General features: G+C 55.3%; 18 protein-coding genes and 1 pseudogene. 2 read left to right on the top strand and 17 right to left on the bottom strand.

The window, feature by feature from the left end; translation table 11 throughout:
- Nucleotides 1–27: 27 nt before the first annotated feature.
- The 3 genes from EM6_RS04205 to EM6_RS04215 form a co-directional block, all read right to left on the bottom strand.
- The gene (locus EM6_RS04205; protein WP_126420468.1) at nt 28–1,305 is read right to left on the bottom strand and encodes an O-acetylhomoserine aminocarboxypropyltransferase/cysteine synthase family protein; all 1,278 of its coding nucleotides are present in this window, start codon (nt 1,303–1,305) and stop codon (nt 28–30) included.
- A 269-nt stretch (nt 1,306–1,574) separates the two neighbouring features.
- The gene (locus EM6_RS04210; protein ID WP_172961129.1) at nt 1,575–2,633 is read right to left on the bottom strand and encodes a PepSY-associated TM helix domain-containing protein; all 1,059 of its coding nucleotides are present in this window, start codon (nt 2,631–2,633) and stop codon (nt 1,575–1,577) included.
- Between the two features lie 38 nt (nt 2,634–2,671).
- Complete coding sequence (locus EM6_RS04215; protein ID WP_126420470.1) at nt 2,672–4,702, bottom strand: TonB-dependent receptor; 2,031 nt, start codon at nt 4,700–4,702, stop codon at nt 2,672–2,674.
- A 253-nt stretch (nt 4,703–4,955) separates the two neighbouring features.
- Between EM6_RS04215 and EM6_RS04220 the strand changes: the two genes are divergently transcribed.
- A complete protein-coding gene (locus EM6_RS04220) occupies nt 4,956–5,255 on the top strand; it encodes a hypothetical protein (protein WP_126420471.1) in 300 nt (99 codons plus the stop codon).
- 15 nt (nt 5,256–5,270) lie between these two features.
- On the opposite strand, the gene EM6_RS04225 is transcribed toward EM6_RS04220, so the two are convergent.
- The 11 genes from EM6_RS04225 to EM6_RS04275 all read right to left on the bottom strand — a co-directional run bounded on the left by EM6_RS04225 (nt 5,271) and on the right by EM6_RS04275 (nt 19,764).
- Entirely contained in the window at nt 5,271–6,293 is a 1,023-nt protein-coding gene (locus tag EM6_RS04225) for an IS110 family transposase (protein ID WP_126420472.1), read from the bottom strand.
- A 105-nt stretch (nt 6,294–6,398) separates the two neighbouring features.
- Complete coding sequence (locus EM6_RS04230; RefSeq protein WP_126420473.1) at nt 6,399–7,334, bottom strand: LytTR family DNA-binding domain-containing protein; 936 nt, start codon at nt 7,332–7,334, stop codon at nt 6,399–6,401.
- A 534-nt stretch (nt 7,335–7,868) separates the two neighbouring features.
- Nucleotides 7,869–8,150, bottom strand: coding sequence for a hypothetical protein (locus tag EM6_RS04235; RefSeq protein ID WP_126420474.1), 282 nt, complete (start codon nt 8,148–8,150; stop codon nt 7,869–7,871).
- Between the two features lie 31 nt (nt 8,151–8,181).
- Complete coding sequence (locus tag EM6_RS04240) at nt 8,182–9,546, bottom strand: globin-coupled sensor protein (RefSeq protein ID WP_172961130.1); 1,365 nt, start codon at nt 9,544–9,546, stop codon at nt 8,182–8,184.
- Between the two features lie 490 nt (nt 9,547–10,036).
- Nucleotides 10,037–11,284: a tyrosine-type recombinase/integrase gene (locus tag EM6_RS04245; protein ID WP_126420476.1), complete on the bottom strand. Its 1,248-nt coding sequence runs from the start codon at nt 11,282–11,284 to the stop codon at nt 10,037–10,039.
- Between the two features lie 243 nt (nt 11,285–11,527).
- Nucleotides 11,528–11,770, bottom strand: coding sequence for a helix-turn-helix transcriptional regulator (locus tag EM6_RS04250; RefSeq protein ID WP_126420477.1), 243 nt, complete (start codon nt 11,768–11,770; stop codon nt 11,528–11,530).
- A gap of 734 nt (nt 11,771–12,504) precedes the next feature.
- Nucleotides 12,505–14,247, bottom strand: a complete 1,743-nt coding sequence (locus tag EM6_RS04255) for a glycoside hydrolase family 43 protein (protein WP_126420478.1) — start codon at nt 14,245–14,247, stop codon at nt 12,505–12,507.
- Nucleotides 14,248–14,507: 260 nt separating this feature from the next.
- Complete coding sequence (locus EM6_RS04260; RefSeq protein WP_126420479.1) at nt 14,508–17,321, bottom strand: hypothetical protein; 2,814 nt, start codon at nt 17,319–17,321, stop codon at nt 14,508–14,510.
- Nucleotides 17,322–17,500: 179 nt separating this feature from the next.
- Nucleotides 17,501–18,337, bottom strand: a complete 837-nt coding sequence (locus tag EM6_RS04265) for a heparin lyase I family protein (RefSeq protein WP_126420480.1) — start codon at nt 18,335–18,337, stop codon at nt 17,501–17,503.
- A gap of 295 nt (nt 18,338–18,632) precedes the next feature.
- The gene (locus tag EM6_RS04270) at nt 18,633–19,310 is read right to left on the bottom strand and encodes a TonB-dependent receptor (RefSeq protein WP_126420481.1); all 678 of its coding nucleotides are present in this window, start codon (nt 19,308–19,310) and stop codon (nt 18,633–18,635) included.
- Between the two features lie 34 nt (nt 19,311–19,344).
- On the bottom strand, nt 19,345–19,764 hold the full coding sequence (locus EM6_RS04275) for a DoxX family protein (protein ID WP_126420482.1): 420 nt from the start codon (nt 19,762–19,764) through the stop codon (nt 19,345–19,347).
- Between the two features lie 106 nt (nt 19,765–19,870).
- Here EM6_RS04275 and EM6_RS04280 point away from each other — a divergent pair, with 106 nt between their 5' ends.
- Nucleotides 19,871–20,791 (top strand): LysR family transcriptional regulator, encoded by a 921-nt coding sequence (locus tag EM6_RS04280; protein ID WP_126420483.1) that lies wholly within the window; start codon nt 19,871–19,873, stop codon nt 20,789–20,791.
- A gap of 65 nt (nt 20,792–20,856) precedes the next feature.
- Here EM6_RS04280 and EM6_RS04285 read toward each other — a convergent pair whose 3' ends face one another.
- The 3 genes and pseudogenes from EM6_RS04285 to traG all read right to left on the bottom strand — a co-directional run.
- Nucleotides 20,857–21,069, bottom strand: coding sequence for a DUF2274 domain-containing protein (locus EM6_RS04285; RefSeq protein ID WP_126420484.1), 213 nt, complete (start codon nt 21,067–21,069; stop codon nt 20,857–20,859).
- Nucleotides 21,062–21,508, bottom strand: a complete 447-nt coding sequence (locus EM6_RS04290; RefSeq protein WP_197723631.1) for a TrbI/VirB10 family protein — start codon at nt 21,506–21,508, stop codon at nt 21,062–21,064. Before EM6_RS04290 ends, EM6_RS04285 begins: the two co-directional genes overlap by 8 nt.
- A gap of 428 nt (nt 21,509–21,936) precedes the next feature.
- Nucleotides 21,937–23,256, bottom strand: a pseudogene (gene traG, locus EM6_RS04295) (IncP-type conjugal transfer protein TraG); the annotation flags it as partial.
- Nucleotides 23,257–23,403: the final 147 nt, after the last annotated feature.

Consider the following 23,403-nt stretch of genomic DNA (forward strand, 5'->3'; position numbering starts at 1 on the left):
TCCTTTCACCGTTATCGCATCTGCCGTTTACCCGGCCGCGCGGTTAAGAGCCTGATCAATGTCGGCGATAATGTCGTCGACATGTTCGATGCCAATCGACAACCGCACAAGATCTTCTGAAACCCCGGCCTTGGCCAGTTCCTCAGCGTTCAACTGACGGTGTGTCGTGGAGGCTGGATGGCAGGCGAGCGACTTGGCATCCCCGATATTCACCAGTCGGTAGATAAGCTGCAAGGCGTCGATGAAGCGGGCCCCGGCTTCGCGCCCGCCCTTGAGGCCAAAGGACACAATGCCCGACCCCTGACCCTTGGTGTAGACCTCAGCCAAAGCCTTATAGCGATTGTCTTTCAGCCCGGCGTAATTGACCCAGGCGACACCCGGATGCTTGGTGAGATACTCGGCGACCGCCTGCGCATTGGCGCAATGCCTTTCGATACGCAGCCCAAGGGTTTCTAGTCCCGAAAGGATGAGAAACGCATTGTGGGGCGACAGAGCCGCGCCCTTATTACGCAGCGGAACCACGCGGCAGCGACCAATATAGGCCGCCGGCCCCAGAGCCTCTGTGTAGACAACGCCATGATAGGACGGGTCTGGTTCGTTCAGACACTTGAAGCGGGCCTTTTCTTTCACCCAGTCGAACCGTCCAGAGTCGACGATTATGCCCCCAATAGCATTGCCGTGGCCACCGATGTATTTTGTCAGGGAGTGCACAACAATATCGGCCCCGAAATCAAAAGGCCGGCATAGGAAGGGCGTCGCCACCGTGTTATCGACGATAACCGGCACACCGTGCCGATGGGCAATCTCACTGACGCGGCGAATATCCACGATGTTACCCGCCGGATTACCAATGGACTCGATGAAGACCGCCTTGGTCTTTTCATCAATCAGACGGTCAAGGGCATCGAAGTCATCGGCATCGAACAGCCGCACCTCAATCCCCTGACGCGGAAAGGTATGGACGAAAAGATTATAGGTGCCCCCATAAAGCTGGCTGACGGAGACGATGTTGTCGCCGGCATCGGTAATCGCCTCAATCGCATAGGTAATGGCCGCCATGCCCGAACTGACGCAAAGCCCGGCCACACCGCCCTCCAGTTCGGCCACCCGCTGCTCCAGAACGGCGGTAGTGGGGTTCATGATCCGCGTGTAGATGTTGCCGGCGACTTTCAGATCAAACAGGTCAGCCCCGTGCTGGGTATCATCGAACGTGTAGGATGTCGTCTGATAGATGGGAACAGCCGCCGAACGCTGCGGCGCTTCGGGCTTATAGCCGTGGTGAATGGCGAGGGTTTCGGGCTTCATGGTGACCTCTCTGTGAGACTGAAACGTGTGAAGTGGAATGCCTGTCCATTGGCGTCGGTGCCGCGGCCTTAGGGGCCTTGTTCTGCAAGCTCACGCGTGAGGCTGAAAACGACCCAGGCTACTGACGCAGCCAGACTTTTCCCATTGTTATTATGGACTTAGCAAACATCTTATTCCTACCACTGCGTATTTAATTGTGTAAGGAAGAAATGCTCGCTGCATAGAATAGGCGGTCTAATCTGACCGAGGCACACGCTGGTGCTGGGCATCTACGAGTGCATGCGCCGGATCAGGTAGCGGGTCAGACCCGTTGCAAACAGAAGGATCGGGAACAGGCCTGCAAACATGACTACGAGGCGCCCAAAAAGTCCAAAGGCCTCACCGGTATGGAGGGGATGTAGCCAGTTCAGAATGATATCTGAGGCGCTGTCATGGGCGGGGTTGCGAGTGGCAATGACCTCGCCTGTGTCGGCCCTCAACCAGACCGTCGTTCGCGGAAAGCGCTGAGACGGTTCAAAGCGCTGTGCCATGATGATCCGGTAGGTCCCGGCACCCTCACCCGGCGTCTCAATCCAGCGGATGCGCGCCGTTGGAAACACTTTAGCGGCGGTGCGCATGGCGTCATCGACGGTTATCCGCGTGGGCACTTGCGCATAGGGTGTGAGGTCGGGTGCCTTAAATGTCGGTGCAAGCGCATTCAGCCCCGGACGGAACCATTCCGGTGCAGCCAGGAGGCTGCCGGTCACGCAGAAGAGCAGTAAAAAAGCAGCCCCCATTACCCCCATGAGCCGATGCCATTCAAACGAAGTGCGTATCCAGTGATACGGCTGATTGATTTGAAGGCTGGCCTTCAATCGCCCTTTGCGGGGCCACCAGAGCCATAGACCGGCGAGGATCAGACAGATGCCGATTAGCCCCACAGATGCGACGATTACCTTACCTGGGCCATCAATGAGCAGGTGATAATGCAGGTCATAGACAAATGTGACAAAGAAGCGGCCCCATACAGCGGTGCGGACGACCTCCATGCGGGTCGGATCGACCCAGACGATGAGGGGCGCAAAGGCCCGATCCTGAGTCTCAATAGGCTTATAGTACCGGGCAGAGATAACCCCGCCGGCTTGAGGCACTTCAATGCGCCATGGCCCCGCCCGGTCTGGTTCGGCTTTGCGGAGGGTTTGATAGACCGCCTCGTAACTGTCTGGTCTTGCGTGTGTGGGCACGGCTCGCAAGGAGGCGTGCGCGGTGGCATCTATCTCGACATAAAAGCTCAGGACCATACCGGTCAGGCCCAACAGCAGCAGAAACCCACCGACCGTCAGACCCAACCACCTGTGCAAACGCCTCAGTCCACCTCTCATTCGAGTCAGTACTTAAGTCGAAGCGAAAGGTAGGCCGCGCGGGGATCCGCCGGAGAATGCAAGGTTTGGCTCCCGTCCCACCACACATATTCGGAATAGGCATCCGTCAGGTTCTTCACCTCGGCCTGAACGTCAATCCTGGAGGTCAGTGCGTACACCACAGTGGCATTCACCTTTGAATAGGCACCAAAGCGACCGGTTGTATTGGTTTGCTCGAGATAATAGCTATCCTGAGCATTTCCGGCCAGGGACACCAACAGTTTTGATGTGGCCTGCCAGTCGACCCCGAGCGTGTAAATATGTGCCGGCACATGATCAATCGTCTTGCCGAGCGCCGCGGGCACTGCCGGGTCTGGTGTAATGATCTTTGCCTTCTGCCAGGCCAGTGCCCCCCACAGACTGAGCGTGGGCGTCACCTTCGCCGATACCTGAACATCGACACCTTCGCGTCGGGTGGCACCCAGATTTTCCGAGTCGCCCAAGGGATCATTCAGCTTGCGCTTGACCTCACCGGTGGCCTCCTGTTGCCAGACGGCAATACGACCGTTGACGGCCTTATGGCTAAATTTCAGACCGGCTTCCCACCCTTCATTGATAGACGGTTCGAGATCAACGGTGCGCGGTGGGATAAGATAGCTGCCCGATCCAACGCCGATCTGGAACGTGCGTCCCCAGTTGGCATAGCCCAGAACCTGCGGTGAAATCGCATAACTCACGCTCAACTTGGGCTGAGAGATCGTGCCATAATCATTGACCGGGGCCGCGACCCCACTGCGGTAATCGTAATAGCCACCCCTGATCTGATCCAGACGGACGGCCGGAACGATGCGCAGTCGAGACGTTGGCTCCAGAACCGCCTGAATATAGGCACCATAGGTATCCAGTCCATAGGCCTGATTGCGCGTTTGCGAGGTTCTTGAGCGTTGCACGGTCAGATAACGCTGGCTGATCACGTCCTGAGTCTGGAGGTCTGCCCCCGCCTCAAGGGTAACCGCCTGCCAGCCCTGCACCGGTACCGTCAGCAGCACGCGCGCCGTGACGCCCGACTGCTTTTCGCTCGCGATACGTTCCTGTTGCGAGGCTGAAGCAGAGAAACGGATGTAGCGGGTGTCATCGAACCGATTGTGATAGGCCCGCACCTCTGTCGTCAGGTTCTCGCCAATAGCGCCGTCATAGCCCACAATAATCTGAGACAGGGTCCGCTCATCGCCGTCTGTTTGGGAAATCCCGTAGGAGAGTTGCGGTCTGGTCCGCGCATCTGCGCCCGTCAGATACCCCGGTTCATCAGCCGTAACGGTGTAGTAGCGTCCCGACACCCACAGATGGCTCGCCCCCGAAGGGGTCGTATAGCCCAGTTTGGCAGACGCACCTTTACGCTCCATATGCGCGTGATCCCGGAAGCCGTCTGATTGTCGCCAGTTGAGCGCGTAGTTTTGGGTCAGGGCGCCGGACTGTATCCCTAAGGCCGTCTGCACCTCTTGCGTAGAGAAGCTGCCCACAGTGATCCGGGCCAGGCGATAGTCGCCGCCTGAGCGCGTCGTGAGACTGGCGTTACCGGCGATGTTATTTAGTCCGTAGCGCGGATCAACCGTCCCTCGCACGAGTTCTGCGGCTGTGATTTCCAGAGGGAACACACTGTCTATAAAGGTGATGGCACCATCATTGGTGTTTGACGGCACACCATCAATCAACAGCTTGACGGCATTGAGTTCGCCCTCACCATTGAAACCCCGGATCGAAAACCGCCCAGACGAGGTGCCTTGTCCGAAATCCGTCAGTAGAACGCCCGGCAGTCTGCCAAAAAGCGCCCAGCTATTCTCCACCGTTTCGGCCTCAATCGCCTTGGCAGACAAGACATCCACTGAGGTATAGAGGCGCGATCGGATCGTGGTGCGCCGGGCCGCGACAATCACCTCCTCGGCCTGCCCCACATTGAATCGCGTATCCTGAGGCACTGTCTCCGGATCAGACTGCGCCAGAGCCGACGTCGCGATCAGGGGAAAAAGGCAGGCTGTTATGAAAAGTACGCGCTTCATTTTGGTCATCCATTGTCGATGCTGCGCCGGGTAGCGGTCCCTGAGCGCAACATCGATTGGACAAAATGTCCCAACACATGGGGTTATGGCCCCGAAGGCGAAATCCGTATAAAAGCTGTGTGTATCGGCGTCCACTCCGGGACGTCCTCATCCCGTTTTAACCGCCAGATTTGCAACAGTAAACTCTGGAATGCCTGGGTCCCGATCGGTGCCGATCGGGACCCAGGCATTCCAAATATCTCATCGAAATCATATGGTTATTGAAATTACCGTGGTCTCTCTTTTGACGCCGATCTACAGGCCAAGAAATGGGGAGCATGTGTGGACGGCTCCCTATTGGCAAGAAGATTTTGGTGTATTGATATCGGTCGGGTGCAGGCATGTGTCCGGCCTTTTGATGCGGCCGTTCATTGCCGCTGGCCCTGATGTATTCCGCAGATTGGATCCCAGACACGTCATCGCGCTTTTTTTGCGCCAGCTCCCAACGACGGGTTTTTCCAATCTCGGTATCGACCGCATTCATCACACCATCAGCACCTCACCAATTCGCTGAACCTGCGCAGGTGGCCTACGCGGTCATTCCGTTAAAGCGTGTTCCGTTCACCATGAGCGCCCAGGCAATGCGCGCCATCTTGTTGGCCATAGCAACGGCCACTACGGTGTACGGTTTTCGAGACAACATTCCAGCACCCCACGCCGCTGTCGTCGATTTTGCGCTTTTGCTAAATCGCAAGACGGCCGCCGCACCCACGACCAGCAATCGTCGGATATAGGGATCGCCCTGCTTGGTGATTTTGCCAAGCCGCTCTTTTCCTCCAGACGAGTTTTGACGCGGCACAAGGCCAAGCCAGGCGGCAAGCTGCCGGCCCGATTTGAACAAAGATGCATCAGCTACCGTAGCGGCGATAGCGCTGGCCGTAATCGGGCCAATCCCGGGTATAGTCTCAAGCCTTTGGCTGAGATCATTCGACCGGTGCCAAGCCAATATCTGCTTATCCACCTCGCCAACCTGCAGGTCCAGGTCCCGCAATTGTTGGGCGATCGGGAGTAAGGCTGTACGAGCGACTGTGGTGATCATGTCGTGGTCTTCGTCTTCCACTAAGGCTAACAGCATATCAACGCCGCGGGCACCCAGCTGGGTCACGAGCCCAAGTTCGGCAAGGTGCCCCCTAAGGGCGTTTACAAGCATAGTCCGTTGCCGAATGAGGAGTTCGCGGACGCGGTGAAGCATCAGCACGCTTTGCTGTTCCTCGGTCTTCACCGGCACAAAGCGCATCGTCGGCCGAGTGACTGCCTCGCATATGGCTTCGGCATCAGCGGCATCATTCTTTTGTCGCTTCACGTAAGGCTTCACATAAGCTGCCGGAATGAGTTTGACTTGGTGGCCCAAATCAATCAGTTGCCGCGCCCAGAAATGAGCTGTAGCGCACGCTTCAATACCGATTAGGCAGGATGGAAGCCCTGCGAAAAAGGCTCCAACCTCGTTTCGACGTAACTTTCGTCGAAAAACAACCGCCCCATCGGCCGCTATCCCATGGGCTTGGAAAACATGCTTGGCAATATCAAGACCGATCGTGGTAACCTCTTTCATGGATGGCTCTCCAATGTTGTGACCTTTGACAGCCACAGTATGGCACCTAGATGCCGGGAGCGGGAGCCGTCCACCCCATCACGTCATTAGGGGCCAGAGCCAACTCTAAACTGGATTAATTCCAGGGGGCAACGTCGGCACCAGCTTTTTGACCAAGTCTAAGTTGCTTCTCGATACGGGCACTTTTACGCCCGAAGACAGGGTAATTTTCAAATTTCGGCCATCAACGTCAACCCTATGGATAGCAGAATAGGATACCCAATGGCTTCTGTGAATACGCAGTCCGAGACTGACTGGGATCTGCGAGAGAACCATTTTTAGGGTCGCGGCCTCAAAATAATTCGAATGGTTTGTATGCACCCTGACGTAGTTACCTTCGGCACTAATGTGCAGAATGGAGGTAAGCGGTATTCGTGAGTTGCCGACCACAACTGTTCTTTTTTCATCTTTAATGCTCTGCGCCGGAACAACGGTTTCTTCGTTTTGGGCCACTTCATCGGTCTTGACGACATCATCGATCGGTATTGACCCAACAGAATAATCCCGAGAGCGTATTTCAAGCAGAATTTTCGGAATAAAAACCGTCCACAAAACAATGCTGACATGAACGATTATAAATATGTAGAAAACATATAGGAATAAACTTGTGGGGTTGAAAATATTTACTGATCTATTATTAAAAATAGCCAAACAGTAGGTGGTAAACAAGCTTGCAAAGGCGCCTGTCAGATCAAAAATGATTGAAGGAACTCTACGCAAAAGCCTTCCGGAAACCGCCCAGGACAGCGCCAAGAGGGTCATCCATGCGATAGACAGTCCGACAACGCTGGATAAGGCGTAGATGGCTACCCTCAGCCAAAGCGGCATGCCCTGTGTCCAGGGTTGTTGATTCATCGCTACTGTCATCAGCGAGAGTGCCGAATAGGTTAACAGTATCCACGGGTGAAGGAATACGGATGTCACCTCCTGCCGTGACAGGCTAACGACCCGGCCGGTGATCAGGACAACGTCAAACCTGTTCAATTGATTTGGTGCCTGCATCTCATGACCATTTTAAAAGAGTCGCGATACGACAATTCGTCCAATACCGCAGATATCTCACTCCACGGAATCATGCAACACAATGACTTTTTCGATCCATTGAAGCCCGAATTCATCCTCAAAATCTGACTTGTATATTTTGTTGAAGACACCTGTTTCCACGCCCTCACTAATATCCGGGCTCTGTGGATCTTCGGGTCAATCCCACCAACTCTCGGCCAAAATATGCAACAACCATTGAAGGGATCCGGGTCCTCGACATCAGAAACAAACAAACGCTTCGCCGAAGCGGTAACCGGAACAAATTGGAAAGCATTGGGTCCGCTTGTTATATCCCCTGAGAGAGACCTTTAGATTCCGGTTACGACATAACCCGGAGCGTCGCCGCACCGCAGGAAAACCTGGGCGTCCCTGAGCCCAACTATATCTCATACCGCGGGCGAAGGGTTTCGTCGCACCGATGCGGAGGCAGGTCGCCTAAACCTTCAGCCGGGCCTCTAGACTACCGAATGCATGCGTAATGACAAAATCCTGTCAGCTTGCCCAGTGCGCATTGTATAAATGCCACTCCGCCAGTCGAACAGTTTGCGCGGCTTCGCCCACATCGAACGATCCTGCGGCGGCGTAGATCCGCTCCAACCCCTCAGTTAGGGCCTCTGGTCCAATTGCCTCAAAAATAGCTCGGCGCTTCTCATCATTCAGAAGGGAAACGCAGTACTCCAGGCAGTAGGGGTCCACAACTTCACGCAAATAATAACGGCCAGGAGGCTCAACAGTCTGGTCAATAATGCAGTCGTCTTTAAGTTTGTAGGTCATGCACCCCACCTCATCGATTACGGCCACGTAACTACGCTCGTACCTTGCGTAGAAATCTGTCCACTTCTTCCCGAAGGGCCGTGCTCGTCCCGATTAGGTTCGAGGATGCAGATTGAAGCTCCTTTGCTGAGCCAAAAACCTCCTCGTTTGCACTCGCAACGTCACCAATTTTGGTGACGACCTCTTGTGTTCCTGCTGCTGATTTTTGAATATTTGCCGTAATATCACGTGTTGCGGCGCCCTGTTCCTCGACCGCTGCCGCAATGGCAGTGGCGATCCCGTCGAGGCCTCCAATTAGAGCCGATATCCTCTTCATGGCCGTCACGGCAGCCACCGTTGATTCCTGGATTCCGTTGACCTGTTCGGAAATCGTCGATGTCGCGGTGGCGGTTTGATTGGCAAGCTGTTTGACCTCAGACGCCACCACGGCGAAGCCTTTCCCAGCATCTCCCGCCCTTGCCGCCTCTATCGTCGCATTCAACGCCAGCAAATTGGTTTTAGCGGCAACATTGTTGATAAGAGCGACGACGTCACCGATTTTCTGTGCGGCAATCGAGAGTTCCTCAATTTGACTTGATGTACGATCGGCGTCCAACTTCGCGTTATTTGTCGCCGTGGAGGCCTCAGACGCCTGTCTTGCAATCTCGCCTATAGCGCCCGACAATTCTTCTGTAGATATGGCGATTGTATTGACGCTATGAGAAGTGTCTTTTGATGTACCGACAACGTCACGAACACGATTTGCGGCTTTACTCGCATGGCCCTCAATCGCATCAGATGACTTACTAATTTTATCGGCAGATTCAATAACTCGATTACTCATAGCGGCCACTGATTGTTCGAAGTCCAGAGCAATCTTGGCAAGCATATCCCGACGGTCATTTTCACCCGCAGCGATATATACAGCTATCGCGAAATTCATATCCATCATCACCGCCCTAGTGATTGCGGTGGAAAGGGTCTGTCTTTGCAGTGCATTCAACTTATCCCGCCGCCAGGGCAGCAGGTTTATCTCATTGATGCGCCTGATAATCTTGGTCAAAAGAAAGCTGTACCCGCCGATATACCATTTCGGCTGCAACCCTATCTTGTTATGAACATCCCCAATTTTATTTACAGAATTAAAGTATGCTTCATCAAACTTTCCATCGGTTATAATTTCCCAATGCTCGATCTGTTTCTGTTTGGCGTGAGATATATGATCATCAGACTTAAAGAAGGATCTGATTTCAGTAAATTTTTTCACATGCTCATAGAATTCATCAAGAACCGTGGGAAGCATGTCCATTATATAGGACTTATGCTCTCGAAGAATTTCGCCAACCCCAGAGAAAATTTCAAAAAAGGCCAGCTCAGTAGCAACTGCACTAGCATCGAATTTTTTTGACTCACTCATAGGCATTCTCCTGTCGATTGTTTTTGCCGCGTTCGACTCATTATTCAGGAGATTGATCTCAGTAGCGCTCTCTCCAAGCCATCTCAATATTTCAAACTGAACCGAAAATTGGCTGGACGGAACGATAAAGCTATTCGTCATTGACGATTGGGGAGTGAGAACTGACGAGCCCGAAGAGTTTCTGCTCATTGACCGTATTCTGGACGGGGGTGCAACTCGTCCGGGATGAATGGGCGAACTTTTAGAGGCCGTGAGTCGACGGCATGATAGCTTTCAGCGTTGGTCACTTGACGGGCCATGGGTGCACGCGGCTATCTACAAACAGTGCAACGTCATTGAGCGCATGTTCAGCCGCCTAAAGGACTGGTGCCACCTCGCCACACACTTTGACCGAAACATAAAAAGCTTCGTGGGCGACGTCGCGCTCGCCGCCGCTGCTATCTGGTGGCCATAGTGAGTCCGGACCCTCAGGCGCCGAGTTCCTCCTGTTCTAACCACATCTAGCTAGCTTTTCGACCCGACTTCCCGGCGATGGCAGCGCGTCAATGTGCACAGTGGTCTTGAGCTCGTCGAGATAGTCAGACCACCATTGGGCCATCTCAACCCGTTCACTCCAGTATCGGCCACGATTATACGTACCACGGACCTTATTCTTATCCTTGTGCGCCAGCGCGACCTCAATGGCATCCGGCTGCCAAAGACCGCTTTCGTTCAAAAGCGTACTGGCCGTGCTACGAAATCCATGGCCGGTCATTTCATCGGAACCATATCCGAGGCGGCGTAGGGCCACATTCACCGCGTTCTCGGACATCGGTCGCTGCCAGGTACGTATCGAAGGGAACAGATAGGCGTGATTGCCGGTAATCTCGTTCAAATCTCGCAAGAGAGTGACCGACTGCCGGGAGAGCGGTACCCAATGTTCACGCCCCATCTTCATTCTATTCGCTGGGATGCGCCAGTAGGCCTCTTCCAGATTGAACTCCGTCCATTCAGCTCGACGCAATTCTGATGGACGCACAAAGACGTGGGGTGAGAGCTTGAGTGCGTACCCGATAGGTTTGTAGCCGTCGAACCCATCGATAGCCCTCAGCAGGCCTCCCAAAGGCTTGGCCTCGACAATCGCAGCATGATTGGTCACCTTTGGCGTGCGAAGGGCCCAGGCCAGCATAGCCGTCGGGTCTGACTTGGCGCGGCTTGTCCATATGGCATACCTGAAGACCCGCCCCGCAAATGAGCGAAGCCTGTGGGCGGTTTCGAGATTTCCCTTCTTCTCCACTTTCCTCAGCACATGCAGAACTTCGAATGGCTCTATATCGGAGATCGGGCGCGGGCCGAGGTTGTCAGCAAATTGCTTCAGAAGCCAAAGAGTCTTCTTTTCAGTTGCGGGGGCCATGCCATCGTCCCGCAATTTCTGAACGTATTCCTCGGCGACGATGTTGAACGTGCTCGCTGCGGCGATTGAGGCGGCCACCGCTTGGCGCTTCTTTTCAGTGCCCGGGTCACCACCTTTCTCCAGAACTTCTTTGGCTTCATCACGCGCCTTGCGCGCCGCCTTGAGACTGGTTGCGGGATAGCTGCCGAGGGCTAGCGCGCGGTCCTTGCCGTGGATGCGATATTTGAACCGCCATAGCTTCGAACCAGAGGGCTTTATGAGCAGGTAAAGTCCGCCTTCATCGAATAGTTTGAATTCCTGATTTTTGCTTTTAACACAACGGATTGCGGCGTCCGAAAGTGACATTTGGGGGTCTCGCTTTTGAGGTTCGTCGCGAGACCCCCAAAAAGACCCCAAAAACGCCCGGATGCGGGCGGAACGGGTCGGACTTCGGCGGACCTCACTGAGGCCCTAAACTATCAATTTTAAAGGATTTTTTCAACGCGACGCACGCCGCTGGAAGGCTCAATGGTGCCGTTGGAGCCGGCCCCGCATGCGCCGCGTAAGCGCTTGTTCGAAATGACCGGCCTTAAAACCCATCGGAAACCGTTAGGAATCGTGGCCCCGTGCGATCGCTATCCGGCGTTGGATCCAAGCCATCACCTCCCCTTCGACCCAGCCGACATTGCGTCCACCGAGCCCAACGGGCTTGGGAAACTGCCCCTCCCGTATACGCTCATAAACGGTTGACCGGCTAAGTCCCGTAAGGGCCCTCACCTCGGGCAATCGGACGATTCTCGTGGCAGGCAGTCTTGGCGACACGGCGTTTTCATCTGTCGCGATAACGGCCATTCCAGCCTCCCGTTTCTCGAAGAGTAATCAACGCATCATGCCCTGAATGCATAGAAATGTGGAGAGGGCAGCGGAGACTTTGCGGCGACCTACGAGATACCGCGGCTCCAGGAGCAGGAAGCGGCTCTTTATACCGCTACCGCGAACCAGAAAAAGATGGCGAATAAGGCTATTGAGAAGGTCCGCACACACGAGGCTCAGACGAAAAAGCGTCTAACCCAAGTGTCCTATTCACTTCAACGACCAAATAAGACTGCAAAAACGACACCTTTTGTGGAAATTGGCCGGCGCGGAGGTTTTGCCAATAACAAGAGGAAATAAGAGGTTAGACACATGCTCGGTAATGGTGTCAGGACAGGCAACACAACTACTTCCTCCACAGTGTGTCTACCGCCCAGTCTATCACTGACCTGATGGGATGGACTTCCCCCGCTCCCGGAATCTGGGTGCCACACTTTGGCTGTCGAAGGTCACAACACTGGAGAGCCATCCGTCCCACCACGTCACAATCCGCGAGAGCGAACTCTAAACTAAATCAATTCCAAGGGGCAACGTCGGCGACCGCAAAATCGAAGAAGGAGAGACTCGTGACTTGACCCCATACTGACCCTCACCATTATACCCTGTAGGCGGGTCACTTCTTAGTGGAACAATGCCCTAGAAGCGTACATGTGACTGAGTATTGCGATCAGAGCGACCTCATTTACGGAACACGGGGCGCTCTGACCTGATTCTCATTGGGCGACTGACCTCTCGGCGTACATGCCTATAACCGCACCTGTGAATCCGCCGGCTGCTGCCGTCGTAAGGGCCGAAGCGTCGGTGTTTTCAACAACAGGGAAAAAGCGCTTATTGTCCAATGAGTAGCTGAAACTGATCTTGGCCTTGTCGATGGTTGTTCGCAGGTAGACGGGGACATTGGTCTTCGTGCCAACCCTAACTTCCCCAAGGGTGAGCCCCTGTTCCGGGTCTTTTTCACCCTGACGCTTGCGAACCTTTAGGACCGGTTGACCCGCAGAATTCAAACTTAGGCCAAACGCGAAGAAGTGCTCGTTGTTCTGCACGGCCATCAAGCCAGCTTCGTCTCCGGCGGTTTGGGGAGAGAATGTCAGCTTTGTAGTCCAACTCGCGCTCATGTGCATCAACCGGCGCCCTATAAATGACGGTTGTCCGCCCGTGGCCAGGCGATCTGCTCTTGGTTCAAGGTTCAGTTGCCCACCCGCTATGTTCCACCACTGAATTTTGGGCGTTCGTATAAACAGCCACTGCGGCGCAAGCTTTTCTGAATCGAAACTCTCATGAAGGGTGAAGTTCCCAGTCGTCGGTAGTGCGGGCGGTTTATCCCGGGGCAAATCCGGGCGCTTGGGCCGATAGGGCAAAGCCACGCCCTTCTCCAGAATCACCGGCCACCCGTCTTTCCAGCTTACGGGGAGCATAAAGGTCTCGCGCCCCGTGGCAAAACGGCCAGGATCCTGCGGCGGGGTCGTTAGATCGTAGACGCGGGTGCCCAGGAACACAGCCCACCACTGACCCTTGGTGTCCTGAAACATGTCGGCATGACCTGTGGCCGTGACGGGATTCTTGCGACTGTCAGGCAAACCGAACTGCGTCAAAATCGGATTGTTCGGGTTAGCTACGTAGGGGCCAAAAGGTTTGTCCGCTTTATAAAGCAACTGCCCATGATAATAACCCGTACCGCCGCCGGCCGCCGAAAGGTAATATTGTCCACCAACCTTGTAGATGTGCGGGCCTTCGATGTAGTCCGTGTTCCACGGCATCTTATCGCCACCGTCGACCAGCATTATGTCTTCCGATCTGGGTGCGAAGGTCTTTGGGTCCACCTCCATGATCCAGATAGCCGTGTGCGCGTCATAGCGTGGTTTGAGCGGGTTGCGATGATGAACGACGTAGACCCTTCCATCGTCATCAAAAAATAACGACGGATCAATGCCTTCTATGTGCGGAAGCCAGATGGGGTCTGACCACGGACCTTTGGGGTCTTTAGTGGTAATCACAAAGTTTCCACCGCACCCCACGCAAGTCGTAATGATGTAAAATAGACCGTCTTTATAGCGGATGGTCGGCGCATAAATGCCGTTGTAACCGAGGTGCAGCTTGTCAAACGGCATCATACTCGGTCGGTCAATGGCGTTTCCAATCTGTGTCCAGTTCACGAGGTCACGACTGTGGAATACGGGAATTCCCGGATAAAAGGCAAAGGTGGAGTTGATGAGATAGTAGTCCTCACCCACCCGTGCCACGCTGGGATCAGGATGATATCCAGCCAGGATGGGATTTTGATACGTGTCTGGGGACGTAGGTTCAGCAAAAACCTCATCCGAGCCCTTGTACTCAAACCAGTCAAACGCAGCCCTGCCCTCGGCCGCGTGAGCGCTCTGGCCCGGCAGGCTTGCACACGCACTTAATAGAGCGACGCTTAAAGCCAGCGCTGCACGAAAGTTTCGGGTACGAGACATCTTAATCCTCCGACTTTTTTGACAGCGCTATCATACTTTCAGGACAACCGCAAAATCATGGTTTATACCAAGGGTCATTGAAAATGACTCTTGGTATTCCATTCGAGAATACCTCATGTCACTGACATATATGAGAAATTCACGTTTCTTCAACGGCCGGATGCGGTCAGCATCTTCGGTCGTTGGTATTACAGACCGCGATTATCTCGGAAACGAGCAAAGAATGGGGCCCTTTTCGACGCCAGTGACACCCCTCGCGCTTAAAAGCGGGCATTGGCCAAGCGGGATCTGAGATTTTCCGGTAACGGTTGCTTTATACCCGCCGGTAGCGTCCAAGTTTCGCGTTTCGGAAAGCCGAACCACCATTTGTGCACAACAACGGTGACCGGGGCTTCGCTTGAATAAATGGTCTTCGTCCCGTCAACGGTCAGGCTAAAGGATTGCGTGGAATTGGCGGCGTTTCGAACTGTTAGTGCGCCGTAGGTGAGATCGGTTCCGGCTCCTACAAAAATGTGGGCGCGCCCTTCTGTCGTTTTCACAACGGCACCGAAGCCCTGCCCTATCTCAAGTACTGGACCACTTTTGTCGGTAAACCGGTAATGACCAGGCTTCGTCGCGTGAACAACCCACGCCTTCCCCGCTTCACCGAACCCGATTTCAACGCCGTTGGTTCCCGCGTCCCCATCGAGACGCCTGACCTCATATATGCTTCCCTTTTCGCCGTTGATCGGCTCGACGACGCTTGCAAAGGGGGCGTCCCAGCCGCTCAAGCCTTCCTGTCGCAGGATGAGCGTCGGGGTGGGGTTAGGCGCACGGCCTGCGCCATCCGGCGTTGTACCGTCCACTAAGGCGGTGTAGGGCGCGTCGACTGTCGCCACTGTGCGATGGGATTGATAGGGCAGCCATAGGTTAAGTCCGACACCAGTCGTTCCGCCAGGTGTGCGCCACTTGGCAACAAGACTGGTCGACACCGACGCTGAGCGCTCATTCGACAGGAATTTGTAACCTTTAGCAACATCTTCCGATAGCCAGTTACTGGCTGTCAGGTCGATCGGCTGTCCGTCGGTCGTCGTCAGTGCCAGTTGGGTCCCAAGACCGTGGAAAAGGTAGTCGTTCGTATCGAGATTTGACCGAAAAAGATCAACGTAGAATCCGGTGGCTGGACCGGTGCGCACGGTCGCAACGAGGCGACGCTTCTCGCCGGCACTGACATCAACGTAGGAGACGACGTCAGACACCGCTTGTGGACTTACAAAACCTGCCGTCGGCACGGCCGGGTTCAGGGCGTTGAAGGTCACGGGCCCCTCGCGGTAGCCCTGCACGATGGTGTTACTACCGGTGGCCGACTGGTGATAGACCTGATCCGCGCTCCAATAGGATTCGTAGCCTGCAGCGTCCGGCGCCAGGGCCCAACCGTAGCCGTAGAACTGGGCAGCCAGTCCGTTTTCGGACAGGTGCGCGCCCTTACGCCCCCCATAGACGACGTTCATCAACTCATTTCTGCCATCCCCGGGATTGCGCTGAACGATGAGCCGATGAAATCCAGAGAGAGCCGACGTGGGCGAACGCTCAGATGAGGCGGCTTTAACGACCTCGTCGACGGACGATACCAGTCCGATCCAGGACTGGGCGTTACGTTTATAGGCGCCGGGTTCGACGCCCGCTTGAATCGCGCTGGCAACTGTCGTTGCGGATTGCACATCCCCTTTTCGACCATAATAGGCCAGAAGCGCTTCAAGGCTGGAGAAATCCGCCGGGCCGCCCCGGCTGTCACCAAAGGCGATGAGGTTGCCGCGGGAATCGAGCCACGCGAAAGTGGCGAGTGCGGCCTTTTGCAAGAGCGCGTTGGTCGCCAGGACGTCAACGCCGTTGTTTTCAAGCGGAACCGACATACGTACCAGCGAATTGGTAACGCTGAACGCGTATCCTGGTGATTCCGGCCAGAGGCCCGTCGCCGGATCGTAGGTCTTCAGGATATCCGGCAGAGCGTCATGGTAGACGGACGATTCCGTTACGAAATGTCGGATATAATATTGCTTGCCTTTGCCGTCAGCGTAATCCGCGTCGTCCTTTAAAACGAGGATCTGGGGCAGCATCAGGTTCCAGCCGTTTACGTTCCAATTGCCCGTCTTCCCGCCGCGAACAAACCCGATCGCGACGAAGCGTCGAAACACGGCATCGGCGACCTCTGCGGGTGACTTTCCCGTTGTCTTCACCGCGTCCGATGGATGGTCTTGTAGGTAGGGTTGCAGGAAATCATAGATTAACGCCCCGTGGTAGCCGAGGTCGTCGTGGATCTGCTCGTAATCATAATAGCCGAGAATGCCACCGGGCGCGTACCCCCCCGGTCCGCCTGAAGCCTGTTCAGGATCAAGAGGTGGCTGCATGTAGTAGGTGCCAACCAGCCACTGCTGAAAAATATCGGAAGCGAAACGGGCATAGTCCGGATCGCCGTTCAGCCAATAGATAAAGGCTGCCTTCTCCGCCAGAGTGAGTATCTCGACATTGTTGCTGCGGATGAGGTGGCCGGATTCCTTGTAGGGCACTATGACCGGCGGCTGGTCGGCCCTCTTGCGTGAGACGGCTTTCATATCGCCTGTCTGGTTGAAGGGTATACGGTCTTCCAGGGGCACATTGATGTATTCGTTCCATACGCGCATTCCGGGCAGGCGCACGGTTGGCACAGGCGCATCCCCCTCACCCCGGTCAAAGCGAATTTCCCCGGCCCCACTGTCGGCACGTTTGATCAGGTACACTTGCGTGTAACGCTCGCCTGGCTTCCAGTACATTGCCATGCGCGACAAAATCCACTGCGGATCACGCTTGTGCCTTGAAACATAAGGTTCCACGGCTCTCACGAGGTCGCCATAGGCCTCTTTCGCCCAATCTGCCGACGCTACCTTGTTTTTAATGGCCGCGCGATCCGTGTCCTTTACGTAGACGGTGGGATACTGGGGTGCCGCCAGGCTCGGGCTGGAAACCAGCAATATGGCAACGGCGCAAAGGCTGCTCGCCTGAGCAGACCAGAATCGAGGGCGAAGGGGTATGCGGCGTGACGGGTGCTGATGCAACAAGGTCGTTTCCCCAGATTTCTGCGACGTTTAGATATCGATATCGGACTTGGGGCATTTGCGGACACTCGATATCAATGTAGCGCTCCCCTGAAAAACCCGTCCGATAGAAAATCCCTCATTGATGGTGTAAAAACCGCACCATCAATTGCTGGGACTAAACACCTAAATATGGCGCAGCCTTATTGGGGCTTTACCATGCCGAAAGCCCCTTGTGGATTACCCCGAAGCATAGAAACGTCATCAAAGTAAATCGTACGTGTCTCACCCACTGTGTAGTTGGCATGGTCGTAATCATATTGACCAAATTTGAGATTGATCCAATTGTTGGTCACGTTCGGATCAAGAGTTCCGTTCACGAAAGCACCCGCTCCAAAATTCAGATTTTGAATATTGATGTTTGGAGATTGCTCATTACTGTTGTTGCACCACGCCTTCAACTCTCCGGCCCTTTGGTCAGAGGCCTTGAAGCGCAGTATAACCGTATTCCATGCGCCATGCTGGATGTTGGTCGCCAGTGGGTGTTCAATGGTCGCAGTACACCCGTTACTCGAACGTCTGGCCAAAAACAGGTTGTTATCGCGTATAACGACCATGGAAGACCACGAACTGCATCCACCGCGCGAGAAGATCTGAGCTATAGCCAGTTCCTTATCGGTCGGGAAATCGGCGGGCAGGTAAAAGCGAAATGCGTACCACCCGTCACTGTGTATTTGTAGGCCTATGGGCTGCGCCTCCGCTCCACGGGTAGCTCTTGTCCCATTATAATTAGCCTGCGCCCAGTAACTCTTGACGGCCGGCTCACCATCGATCTGGTCCACACGCATGTAGTTGCCACGTGTCGTGACCCCGGCTTCAGCCTCGAACGGCGTCATCTGTCCGTTTGAAAATCCGGACTCCTTGTGATCCGCTGTATCAACAAAGGTTGTCGCGGCGGCCAGAGCCCCGACAGAAACAACGGACGCGACCGAAGCGGACAACACGGCGTAGACTGTTCGTTTGTCGAGTTTGTTTAACATGTTTCACTCACCTGTGTGGTTGTTTAATAGGGGCATATCCTGTCACTCAGAGCAGGCTTCAATGAGATCATACCTCGCCCAGTTTAAACCAAACCGCGCTCTAATCACCCATTTCATTACAATAAAAGGAAAATGCCCCTAATTATATTTACTTATAAATTGGGCGGGGTCTCAATTCGTTTGAAACCCCGCCCGATCCTTAAAAACACTCTGCTTTCTTAATTTTATTTCATTCAGCAGCCTCTATATTGATAAATCTGCTTTATGAACTTCAAATTAAGGTTGTCTTGCGGCCCTAGAAATCGTGCTTGATCGTCAACCAGAACGACCGGGGCGCATTGCGGCGAACCAGTGTCGCCGAATCCGGCAACTGATTGTAGATGTCGTAGGCGACCACGTTGGTTGGCCAAGTCCCGCCGATCATGGTGTCAACGCGCGAAACATAGGTGGTGTCGAGTGCGTTGCGGATATCAAGGGCGATACGTGTGTCCTTTATACCCGTATACTGGATTGCGAGATCGAGATTGTCCTGAGCCGGCAGATAACGGGTGTCGAGCGGATTGCTTGCCACCTTGCGTTCGTCCATCCAACGGTGCCTGGCACTAAAGCTAAAGTCCTTATAGCGATAATTGAAAGTATTGCTCAGAACCCAGCGGGGCGACCGGGCAATCGGACCGCTGATCAGTGAGAACTCATCATCCGCTGCCCCCTGCCCGTTTGCACCTATATTACGCCATTGAATCTCCTCGATTACCTTGCCATTGGCAAAGGTTACAGAAGACATCCAGTCGAAGTTACGGTTCAGGTTCCACTTCGCCCAGGCCTCTACGCCTCGCGTGAAGTACAACTGGTCATGGATCGGCAAAAGATAGGCTGAAACGTTATCCGTGTCGGTAGCGGTGGGATATCCTCCTGAGAGCGCAAGGCAAACGGTGTGCGCACAACGAAAGATGCCGCGGGCGGTCTCGTCCACCCGCGGCACTGGTCTCTCATAATTGTCGGGTCGATCAGGCGCGCGAGGCGATGGGTGCCTTGCGGCTGCGGCCCCACAAAACGAAAACGGCGAGCGCGACATAGATCAGGTTAAAGCCCAGAACGCCGACTTCACCACGGAAAAGATGGAAGGGGATCGCGAGCGCCTGTATGGCCAAGAGTCCCGCAGCGGCCCAAACCGTCAACTTTGGCATTATTCGGGTTGCCGCCGGCAGGATAACCCCTACGGCACCGAGAAATTCCACAAAGGCAATGCCCCTTACCAGAAAGACGGGCGCAGTTGAGGTCCACAGCAGACCCATTGCGGCGAGATCAGAAATGGGCATCAGCCCTTTCATGTAGGCAGCCATCAGATAAAGTGCGGCAAGCGCAATCTGAGCGCACCAGATTGCTATGTTCCAGCCTTTACCGGCTGGCGACGATTGGCGTGTCATGTCAAGTCAGCTTTCTGTAAAAAAACATTGAAAGCAGTGTAGCCACTTCTTTACAGTTGATCATCCGAGCCTTTGTTGATGCTTGGTTTCTTCTGGAGAAATAATTATGGATACGCTTGTCAGCGTCCACGTGTTCGCAGCCGTAGCGGAAACCCGGAGCTTTACGGCGGCGGCCAACCGGTTGGGGCTTTCAACCGCGATGACCAGCAAGCACATCAAACATCTTGAAGTTAAGATTGGGGCTCGCCTACTCAACCGGACCAGCCGCAAGGTCAGTCTGACAGAGGCGGGCACGATCTATCTTGAAAGCGTTCAAAGCCTGATTGAAGGGCTTGAAGAGGCTGAAGCCCGGATTTCACAGACTTCGATCAAACCGTCTGGCCGATTAAAACTTAGCGTTCCCGTCTGGATGGCGACGCCACAATTTGCTCACCTCATCAGAATGTTTCACGACCAATGCCCGGAAGTTGTGCTTGAGCTTGATCTGAGCGCCCGTATGGTCAACCTGGTCGAAGAAGGCTTTGATCTTGCGATCCGCGCGGCGACGTCTTTTGAACCTGGACTCATCGGCCGCAAGCTGGGTGATGTGTCTTTCAAGCTGGTCGCTGCGCCGGCCTTTCTGGAGAAACACGGACGGCCCCAGACTCTGGCAGACCTCAATGGGGCTCCCTACCTCGCCTATACCCAGGTGGCGAGGGACGGCAAGGTAAGGCTCCCTACCTCTACAGGAACAACAGAGATTGCTTTCAGACCCGTCTTGCTTAGCGGGAACGAAAGCCTGCTGATGTTCGCGGCCTGCGAAGGCCTGGGATTCAGCTTGATGCCCGCGTGGCTCGTCGATGAGCAAGTGCATTCAGGCAACCTGGAGCACGTGTTACCCGATCTCGCAAGACCGGTCGCTCCGCTTTATGTGGTCTATCCTGACCGCAGTTACCTGCCGGCCAAGGTCAGGTATTTTCTTGATTTTCTTGTGAAGGCAGTCGCTGCAAAACAGACATTTAGCCCGGACACCATCGGACAAGCCTAACCTTCGCTCTTCGATGAGCCAGTAGGCGCGATTTTGGATTCAAGAGGGATCATCATGGCTTCTCTTTACTTCTTACCTCCTCGCTGAAAGCCTTTGTCACTCTGGAGGAACGCCTCCAGCATATAGGGAATGAGGTCGACGACCGGCTCGGTGGCCCCGTAAGCGGCCGCGTACAGGTCCGCATAGTCTTTGAGGCTCTGATGCAACTCCGCGCCTAAGGTGATCGTCAGTTTGACCGGCGTTCGATCCGGGAGTTTCGGGAGTTTGAGTTCAACCATGTCCGGCACCCCCGGCATACGGCTTCAGAATGAGGTCCTTGTGTACGATGACTCGCACCGGCCAGCCGGGACGCACGGTGATAGAGGGTCGGATATTCAGGGCCTTATCGACGATCTGCTGTCCGGACTGATTGGCGGTGTCACGGGTTGCGTCCCGAAAGGCGCGCACAAGGTCACTCTCATCGTCGGACTGGCCGCTATGCGAAGCCAAACCCAGCAGGGTCGATAGCCCCACCCCCTTGAGCAGGCTCCAGGTATGGTAATCCACCTTGTCGGACAGACCCGCATAGCCCTCCGTGTCAGTCGCTGGCAGATTGTCGATTTCGAGGGAGGAGCCATCGGGAAGGATCAGGCGTGTCCACACGACCAGCGCGCGGGATTGGCCGAAAGCGACCTGATCGTCATATTGCCCCAGAAGTCGCGTGCCCGCCGGGATCAACAGGTGTCGGGCCGAAACCGAGTCAAAGACAGGCTGCGAGACCTGGGCGATGACGACCCGGGAAGGTCGGATTTCAGGCCGGTGACCAGGCTGGCGGAAATGACTGTACCTGCCATGACCTGATAGGGTGACACTGGTGTCTGCATCTGGTGGCCGTTGTAGATGCCGCCATAGCCTTTGCGGTCGACAAAATCGGGCTTGGCGAGAGACACACCTTCGGTCGGGCCGACCGGCACCGGCGACATCACGACATCCAGCGGTCGGATGTCAGACGGTGGGGCCTTTTCCGCGACCGTTGAGAGGCGAGGCGCTATCTGGAAGAACACCTCACTGACGGTCGCGGGCGCGGACACGCCACCGCCTCCGGCATTGCCAGACCGCCACTCCTGCGCGGGCACTTGCGTTTCCCGGAGAGATGGATCTCCCGGATAGGCCCGGATGCCGTACCCAGCCTGGAAGGCGAGCGCTGTTTCAAAGAAGTCGAGACGACCAAGAGCGGGGAACTCATCAAGCATCATCAACAATTGATGACGGCTACGCTTGGCGAGATCACCCTCCAGCCGTTCGGTGAGCCGCCGACCGATCTGGTTCAGCATCAGGCGGACCAGAGGCTTTGTGCGCGAGATGTCTGACGGTGGGATCACGAGATAGAGCGACATCGGGCTCTCGGCATTGACCAGATCCGCGATACGCCAGTCGCAGGTAGATGTCGTCGCGGCGACGACCGGGTCCTGATAGAGGCTGAGGAAGGACATAGCGGTCGAGAGCACACCTGAGCGTTCGTTAGGGGCTTTGTTGAGGATGTCTCGGGCGGCTGACGCCACGACCGGATGCACACGCGGCGGTTCGCCCTCGCCGCCCAAATGATTGGTGGCAAGCATGCAGTTCATCGCGTCTACGAGGCTGCGATCGGGGTCAGAGAGGAAACGGGCCACGCAGGCCAGCGTCTTTTCCGGTTCGGCGTAAAGCACATGAAGAATGGCGCCTACCAGTAGGGAATGACTGTTTTTTTCCCAATGCGAGCGCCGCTCGAGTGCCCCTTCCGGGTCAACCAGGATGTCTGCGATACTCTGAACATCGCGGACTTCATTGATGCCTTTGCGCACTTCCAGAAGGGGGTTGTAACGAGCTGAGCGCAGATTGGTCGGGTTGAAAAGGACCGCGTGGGAAAACCGCGACCGCCATCCCGCTGTTAGGTCCCAGTTTTCGCCTTTGATGTCATGGACGATAACGGAACCGGTCCATGACAACAGGGTTGGCACGACGAGTCCCACGCCCTTGCCTGACCGCGTGGGCGCAAACGCCAGAACGTGTTCCGGGCCCTCATGGCGCAGATATTCCGGGCCGACCCGACCCAGAAAAACACCGCGTTCGCGGAGAAGACCCGCTCGGCTTATCTCCTTCAAAGACGCCCATCGCGCCGAGCCATAGGTCGTGACGCGGCGCGACTGACGAGCGCGCCATACCGACGCAGCCACCGCCGCAACACAACCGAGGGCGCCGCTTGACGCCGCCAAGAGGCCACAGCGATGGAAAACCGCCGGTGCTTAGGCCTCGTAATGGAACCACCAGGCAAACACCTGCCAGGGCCGATAGACCGGCCAGGCTGAAACCCGAAACCACGGAGCGCCCAGTTGCGTCTGATAGGCGAGTTGATGCGCCGCCCATTGCGTCGATGCCCATATCCCGAGGATGACGATCCCGAGGACAAGACCTATCTGACCGATGAGGAATTTCGTTGGCGTCACGGATCTGCCTCGCTGCGCTCAGCATCCGGCTGCGCGTATGAGACAGGATCATCGAAGCGGGCGAGATTTCATATCTACGCCTCGTACGCCCTCACTACCCTTACGCCGACTCTCAACCCGGGCGCAGCCGCGCCTGCCCGACAAGGC

The sequence above is a fragment of the Asticcacaulis excentricus genome (assembly GCF_003966695.1).
GTDB classification, from domain to species: Bacteria; Pseudomonadota; Alphaproteobacteria; order Caulobacterales; family Caulobacteraceae; genus Asticcacaulis; species Asticcacaulis excentricus_A.